At 71.2% G+C, this 7,304-nt stretch carries 7 protein-coding genes; 5 read left to right on the forward strand and 2 right to left on the reverse strand.

The genetic code is table 11. The annotated features are described in order from the left end of the window. Positions 1–117: 117 nt before the first annotated feature. Positions 118–315, reverse strand: coding sequence for a MarR family transcriptional regulator (locus ACQKIP_RS34380; RefSeq protein WP_365857615.1), 198 nt, complete (start codon positions 313–315; stop codon positions 118–120). 336 nt (positions 316–651) lie between these two features. Further along, positions 652–1,551, reverse strand: coding sequence for a sugar phosphate isomerase/epimerase family protein (locus ACQKIP_RS34385; RefSeq protein WP_365857617.1), 900 nt, complete (start codon positions 1,549–1,551; stop codon positions 652–654). Positions 1,552–1,774: 223 nt separating this feature from the next. Here ACQKIP_RS34385 and iolC point away from each other — a divergent pair, with 223 nt between their 5' ends. From iolC to mmsA, 5 genes are all read left to right on the forward strand, one after another. Next, complete coding sequence (iolC, locus tag ACQKIP_RS34390) at positions 1,775–2,761, forward strand: 5-dehydro-2-deoxygluconokinase (protein WP_427745043.1); 987 nt, start codon at positions 1,775–1,777, stop codon at positions 2,759–2,761. Further along, on the forward strand, positions 2,754–3,635 hold the full coding sequence (locus tag ACQKIP_RS34395; protein WP_365857619.1) for a Cgl0159 family (beta/alpha)8-fold protein: 882 nt from the start codon (positions 2,754–2,756) through the stop codon (positions 3,633–3,635). The genes iolC and ACQKIP_RS34395 overlap by 8 nt, the downstream gene beginning before the upstream one ends. Positions 3,636–3,644: 9 nt before the next feature. Continuing rightward, on the forward strand, positions 3,645–4,460 hold the full coding sequence (gene iolB / locus ACQKIP_RS34400; RefSeq protein WP_365857621.1) for a 5-deoxy-glucuronate isomerase: 816 nt from the start codon (positions 3,645–3,647) through the stop codon (positions 4,458–4,460). Positions 4,461–4,496: 36 nt separating this feature from the next. After that, positions 4,497–6,374: a 3D-(3,5/4)-trihydroxycyclohexane-1,2-dione acylhydrolase (decyclizing) gene (gene iolD, locus ACQKIP_RS34405; protein WP_365857623.1), complete on the forward strand. Its 1,878-nt coding sequence runs from the start codon at positions 4,497–4,499 to the stop codon at positions 6,372–6,374. Positions 6,375–6,391: 17 nt separating this feature from the next. Then, the coding region (gene mmsA, locus ACQKIP_RS34410) for a CoA-acylating methylmalonate-semialdehyde dehydrogenase (protein ID WP_427745042.1) at positions 6,392–7,304 on the forward strand (913 nt) is incomplete at its 3' end.

Genomic DNA, 7,304 nt, shown 5'->3' on the forward strand with positions numbered 1-7,304 from the left:
ATAATCAACAGTCTAGTTCCCGGTGTTCACGTGTAAACCCACACACTCACCACACTATACCCCTAGGGGGTACACCTCAAAGAGGGGGAGGCCGGGGGTGATGCCCCATCGGGGCGGTCAGTCCGAGCGCCCGCGGTTGCGCGGCCTCGAAGCCACCCAGGCGCGGACGGTGTCCGCGTACCAGTAGGGCTTCCCGGACTCCACGTGGTCGGGGTCGGGGAGCAGGCCGTGCTTGCGATAGGAGCGCACGGTGTCGGGCTGCACCCGGATGTGCGCGGCGATCTCCTTGTACGACCAGAGCCTTCGGTCGGTCATCAGTGGCACCTCCCTGCGGGCGCCGCAGGGGCGACTCGGGGGGAGTCGTCGGGGGAGCTGCGGCGCGACGCTGGCGATCACTCAGCCTGTGCCCGGTGAACGACGCTTGGTGACCGTCCGGAGGCGGCTGTCGACCGGCTGTTACGGATCACCCGCGTATACGGGACATGCGTGACAAGGGGGTGTTGTTTGTGACGCTTGTGATGCAAGGGGCAGAGGCGAACACGAGTGCACGCAGGCCGGCGTCGGGTGTGCCCCGCAAGGGGCGCGGGGAACTGCGCGATCAGCCCCCGCCGGGCCGCGGGCGGACTCTTTGCCGCCCCTCGCAGCGGAGCGTCAGGCTCCGCAGGACCGCAGATAGGACCGTGTGCGGCGGGCGATGGGCAGGGGCTGGTCCGGCGGGCACGGGTACATGTCCTGCTCGACGATGGCGAACAGGTCGACGTCAAGCTTCTGGGCCGCCGCGAGGACCGGCTCGATCGCCGGAACGCCGGTCGGCGGCTCGCACATCACGCCGCGCGCCACCGCGGGCCCGAACGGCATCTCCTGCGCGCGCACTTCGGCCAGGACGGCCGGGTCGACCTGCTTGAGGTGCAGATAGCCGATGCGCTCGCCGTACGTCTCGATCAGCTTGACGCTGTCGCCGCCGCAGTAGGCGTAGTGGCCCGTGTCCAGGCAGAGCGAGACGAGGGCGGAGTCGGTCGCGTCGAGGAAGCGGGTGACGTGCTCCTCGTCGTCGATGTGCGTGTCGGCGTGCGGGTGCACGACCACGCGCAGGCCGTACTGCTCGCGCACCTCGTACGCGAGGCGCTCGGTCTGCCGCGTGAGCTGGCGCCACTGCTCGGGGGTGAGCGTGCGGTCCTCCAGGACCTCGCCGGTCTTGTCGTCGCGCCAGAAGGCCGGGATGACGACGAGGTGCCCGGCGCCCATCGCCTGCGCGAGCGCCGCGTTGTCGGCCACATGGGCCCAGGTCTTGTCCCATACGGAGGGTCCGTGATGCAGGCCGGTGAAGACCGTTCCTGCGGAGACCTTCAGGCCGCGCCGCTGGGTCTCGGCGGTCAGGACGGCCGGATCGCTCGGCAGATAGCCGTACGGGCCGAGCTCGATCCACTCGTATCCGGAGTCCGCCACCTCGTCCAGGAAGCGGCTCCAGGGGACCTGGCCCGGATCCTCGGGGAACCACACGCCCCACGAGTCGGGAGCCGAACCGATCCGGATGCGTGACAGCGTCGTCATGTCCGCCAGCTTTCAGGGCGCCGCGGAACGATGTCAAGGAGTGGTCCGAATGTAAGGACAATGTGTTGACAGGGGGCATGGGGCGGAATAGACCTAAGGGCTGGACGCAGGGGGCGAGAGCGGCAGCGAGAGGGAGTGCAGGGTGTCCGATCCGAACGACGTCGACGACCCGAACGGCGTCATCGACCCGAACGGCGTCATCGATCCGTACGACGTCATCACCATGGGCCGGATCGGGGTGGATCTGTACCCGTTGCAGGCCGGGGTGTCCCTCGCCGACGTCAGTACGTTCGGCAAGTTCCTGGGCGGCTCGGCATCGAACGTCGCCGTCGCCGCGTCCCGGCTCGGCCGCCGCGTAGCGGTCGTCACGCGCACCGGCGAGGACCCCTTCGGGAACTATCTGCACCGGCAGCTGCGGGAGTTCGGGGTCGACGACCGGTGGGTGAGCCCGGTCGCGGGACTGCCGACCCCGGTGACCTTCTGCGAGGTCTTCCCGCCGGACGACTTCCCGCTCTACTTCTACCGGCAGCCCAAGGCCCCTGACCTGGAGATGTACGAGAAGGAACTCGACCTCGGCGCGATCGCCTCCGCACGGGTGTTCTGGATGACGGGCACGGGACTCTGCGCGGAGCCCAGCCGCTCGGCCACGCTGGCCGCGCTCCGGGGCCGGGCGAAGGCCGGACTGACCGTCTTCGACCTCGACTGGCGGCCGATGTTCTGGGAGCGGGTCGAGCAGGCGCGCGGCTGCTACGCGGACGCGCTCGCGCACGCCACCGTCGCGGTGGGCAATCTCGACGAGGTCGAGGTCGCCACGGGAGAGCGCGAACCGGAGGCCGCCGCCCGCGCGTTGCTGGACTCCGGCGTCGAACTCGCCGTCGTCAAACAGGGCCCCAAGGGCGTCCTCGCCGTGAACAGCACGGGCGAGCGCGCCGAGGTGCCGCCGCTGCCGGTGACCGTGCTCAACGGCCTCGGGGCCGGGGACGCCTTCGGCGGTGCCCTGTGCCACGGGCTGCTCGAAGGCTGGGACCTGGAGCGGATCATGCGGTACGCCAACGCGGCGGGGGCGATCGTCGCCTCGCGCCTTGAGTGTTCGTCGGCGATGCCGTTCCCGGACGAGGTCGATGCGGCGCTGGCCGCGGGGGCGGTGCGGGACAACAGCAGCGGCGGGGGCCGCGGTGGGGCAGTGGCGGGGGGAGAGGCGCATGACTGACCTCGCCGACCTCGTCCGGATCCGGGCCAGGCACCCCGAAGCCATCGCCGAAGCGGCGGCCCGGCGGACCAGGCGGCCGCTCCTCGGCGACACGGGGCGGCTGATGATCATCGCCGCCGACCATCCCGCCCGGGGCGCGCTGTCCGTCGGCGGGGACAAGCTGGCCATGGCCAACCGCGGGGACCTCCTTCAGCGGCTCTGCCTGGCGCTCTCACGGCCCCGCGTGGACGGCGTGCTCGCCACCGCCGACATCCTGGAGGACCTGCTCCTGCTCGGCGCCCTGGAGGGCAAGGTCGTCATGGGGTCGATGAACCGGGGCGGGCTCGCGGGCGCCTCGTTCGAGCTGGACGACCGGTTCACGGGCTACCGGGCGGAGGACGTGGAGCGGCTCGGGTTCGACGCGGGCAAGCTCCTGCTGCGGGTCGACCACGAGGACCCCGGCTCCCTGGCCACCCTGTACTCCAGCGCCCGCGCGATCGACGCCATGGCCGCGCGGAAGCTGCCCGTGTTCGTCGAGCCCTTCCTCACCGGCCGGCCGCCGGGCGGCGGCCCGCCGCGCAACGACCTGAGCGCCGAGGCCGTCACCACCTCCATCGCCATCGCGTCGGGGCTCGCCGGGACGTCGGCGTACACCTGGCTGAAGGTGCCCGTGACCGAGAATCCGGACGACATGGCGCAGGTCATGGAGGCGTCGACGCTGCCCGCGGTCCTTCTCGGGGGCGACATCGGCGATGACGGCGACGCCGCGTACGAGAAGTGGCGGGGCGCCCTCCAACTTCCCACCGTGCACGGTCTCGTCGCCGGGCGCACGCTGCTGTACCCGGCCGACGGCGACGTGGCGGGCGCCGTCGACACCGCCGTCGGACTGCTGTAGGAGGGCCCTATGACGTACGTACCGAAGGGCAGCGCGGCCGAGGGGCCGTACGCCCTTGAACTTGATCCGAAGCGGTCCGGCCTGGTCTATTCCGCTCTGCGCGTGGTCGACATCGAACCCGGCACCACGCACTCCTTCGCCACCGGGGAGAGTGAATGGATCGTGCTCCCGCTGACGGGCGGCTGTACGGTGCACGCGGAAGGCGAGATCATCGAACTGCTGGGCCGGGAGAGCGTGTTCAGCGGAGTGAGCGACTTCGCCTATGTGCCCCGTGATGCCCACATCCAGATCGCCTCCGGCGCGGGAGGCCGCTTCGCCCTGGCAGGAGCGAAGTGCGAGCGTCGACTCCCCGCCCGCTACGGCTCCGCGCCGGAGGTTTCCGTCGAGTCGCGCGGCAGCGGCACCTGCTCCCGCGAGGTCCGCAACTTCGCGTCCGCCGACGCCTTCGAGTGCGACCGCCTCATCGCCGTGGAGGTGATCACCCCCGGCGGCAACTGGTCCTCGTACCCGCCGCACAAGCACGACGAGCACCGCCCCGGAGTCGAGGCCGAGCTCGAAGAGATCTACTACTTCGAGATCGAGGCGACGCCCGAGGGGCGGGAAGGCTTCGGCTACCAGCGGGTCTTCCCCTCCCGGCCCGGCGGCACCGACGTCCTGGCCGAGGTGCGCACGGGCGACGCCGTGCTCGTCCCCGACGGCTGGCACGGCCCGTCCATCGCCCAGCCGGGGCACAGCATGTACTACCTGAACGTGATGGCCGGTCCCGGAGAGGAGCGGGAGTGGCGGATCTGCTTCCATCCCGATCACACGGAGGGGTACCGATGACGGCGGAGGGACACCGATGAAGGCGGAGGAGAAACGATGACCTCGACGATCAGGCTGACCACCGCGCAGGCCCTCGTCCGCTTCCTGTCCCGGCAGTTCACCGAGCGCGACGGCGAACGGCAGCGGCTCATCGGCGCCACCTGGGGGATTTTCGGACACGGCAACGTCGCCGGCATCGGCCAGGCCCTCGTGGAGTACGGCGACGAGATGCCCTTCCACCAGGGCCGCAACGAACAGGCCATGGTGCACGCCGCCGTCGGGTACGCCCGCCAGTCGGGCCGCCTGTCCGCGCACGCCGTCACGACGTCCATCGGCCCCGGCGCGACCAACCTCGTCACCGGCGCCGCGCTCGCGACGATCAACCACCTCCCCGTGCTGCTGCTGCCCGGGGACACCTTCGCGACCCGCCCCGCCGACCCGGTGCTCCAGCAGCTCGAAGTCCCCTACGCGGGCGACGTATCGGTGAACGACTGTCTGCGCCCGGTGTCGAAGTACTTCGACCGCATCACCCGGCCCGAGGCCCTGATCCCGGCCGCGCTCGCCGCGATGCGCGTCCTGACCGACCCGGCGGGCACCGGCGCCGTCACCCTCGCGCTGCCGCAGGACGTGCAGGCGGAAGCCTTCGACTGGCCCGAGGAGTTCTTCGAGGAGAGGACCTGGGGCGTCCGCAGGCAGGCACCCGACCCGCACGAACTGGCCGCCGCCGCGCGGGCCGTGCGCGCGGCGCGGCGCCCGCTGATCGTGGCGGGCGGCGGAGTCCACCACAGCGCCGCCGAGGACGCGCTGCGGGACCTCGCCGACGCCACCGGAATCCCCGTCGCCTCCACCCAGGCCGGCAAGGGGTCCCTGCGCTTCGACCACCCGGCGGACGTCGGCGGCATCGGGCACACGGGCACGGCCGTGGCCGACGAACTGGCCCGCACCGCCGACCTGGTGATCGGCGTCGGCACCCGCTACAGCGACTTCACCACCGCGTCCGGCACGCTCTTCGAGACGCCGGACGTCCGCTTCCTGAACCTCAACGTCACCGCGTTCGACGGCCACAAGATGGCGGCCACGCCCCTGGTCGCGGACGCGCGCGCGGGCCTGGAAGCGCTGACCGGCGCCCTGGAGGGATGGCGGGTGCCGCCCGCGTACGTCACCGAGTACACCGAGGACAAGGCGCGCTGGGAGCTGCGGGTCGACGCCGCCTACACGGCCGACGAGCCCGACGCGCGCCCCACGCAGGTCCAGGTCCTCGGCCTGCTCGACGCCCTCGTCACGGACACGGACGTGATCATCAACGCGGCCGGCTCGCTTCCCGGAGATCTCCACAAGCTGTGGAGGGCGCGCTCGCCCCGGCAGTACCACGTCGAGTACGGCTACTCCTGCATGGGATACGAGATCCCCGCCTCGATCGGCGTCGCCCTCGCGGCACCGGACCGCCAGGTCTGGGCGCTGGTCGGCGACGGAACGTATCTGATGATGCCCACCGAGATCGTCACGGCCGTCCAGGAGAACATCCCGGTCAAGGTCGTGATCCTGCAGAACCACGGGTACGCGTCCATCGGCGGGCTCTCCGAGTCCGTGGGCGGCGAGCGGTTCGCCACCGCCTACCGCTTCCGGGCGCAGGACGGCACCTACACGGGCGCCCCGCTGCCCGTCGACCTCGCGGCCAACGCGGCCTCCCTGGGGATGCGCGTGATCCGCGCCAAAACAGTCGCTGACCTGCGCGATGCGCTTGCCGAAGCACGGGCCGCCGACGGTCCCACATGTGTCTACGCGGAGACGGAAACGGCAGACACAGTGTCGCCCCCGCCTCCGGCGCAGGCGTGGTGGGATGTGCCCGTGGCCGAGACAGCGGACCGGCCGTCCGCGGTCAGGGCCAGGAAAGAGTACGACCGGCACGTCTCAGCCCGACGCCGCCACCTGTGAGAGTAGGGATGCTTGTCATGACGAAGACCGTCAATCACTGGATCGGCGGGAAGACCGTCGAGGGTGCGTCGGGTACGTATGGTCCGGTCACCGACCCCGCGACCGGCACCGTCACCACGCAGGTCGCCTTCGCCTCCGTGGACGAGGTGGACGCCGCCGTCGCCTCCGCCCGCGAGGCGTACGCCACGTGGGGCAAGTCGTCGCTCGCCAAGCGCACCTCGGTCCTCTTCGCCTTCCGCGCGCTGCTCGACGCCAACCGCGACGCGATCGCCGAACTGATCACCGCCGAGCACGGCAAGGTGCACTCGGACGCGCTCGGCGAGGTCGCCCGCGGCCTGGAGATCGTGGACCTCGCGTGCGGGATCACGGTCCAGCTCAAGGGCGAACTGTCGACGGAGGTCGCCTCGCGCGTGGACGTCTCGTCCATCCGCCAGCCGCTCGGCGTCGTCGCGGGCATCACGCCGTTCAACTTCCCGGCCATGGTGCCGATGTGGATGTTCCCGCTCGCCATCGCGTGCGGCAACACGTTCGTCCTGAAGCCGTCCGAGAAGGACCCCTCGGCCGCGATCAAGATCGCCGAGCTGCTCTCCGAGGCCGGGCTCCCGGACGGCGTCTTCAACGTCGTGCACGGCGACAAGGTCGCCGTGGACCGCCTCCTGGAGCACCCGGACGTGGCGGCCGTCTCCTTCGTCGGCTCCACGCCGATCGCCCGCCACATCCACTCCACCGCGAGCGCCAACGGCAAGCGCGTCCAGGCGCTCGGCGGCGCCAAGAACCACATGCTGGTGCTGCCGGACGCGGACCTCGACGCGGCGGCCGACGCGGCCGTCTCGGCGGCGTACGGCTCCGCGGGCGAGCGCTGCATGGCGATCTCGGCCGTGGTCGCGGTCGGCTCCATCGGCGACGAACTGGTCGCGAAGATCAAGGAGC

The sequence above is a fragment of the Streptomyces sp. NPDC059900 genome, from assembly GCF_050270335.1.
Lineage (GTDB): Bacteria > Actinomycetota > Actinomycetes > Streptomycetales > Streptomycetaceae > Streptomyces.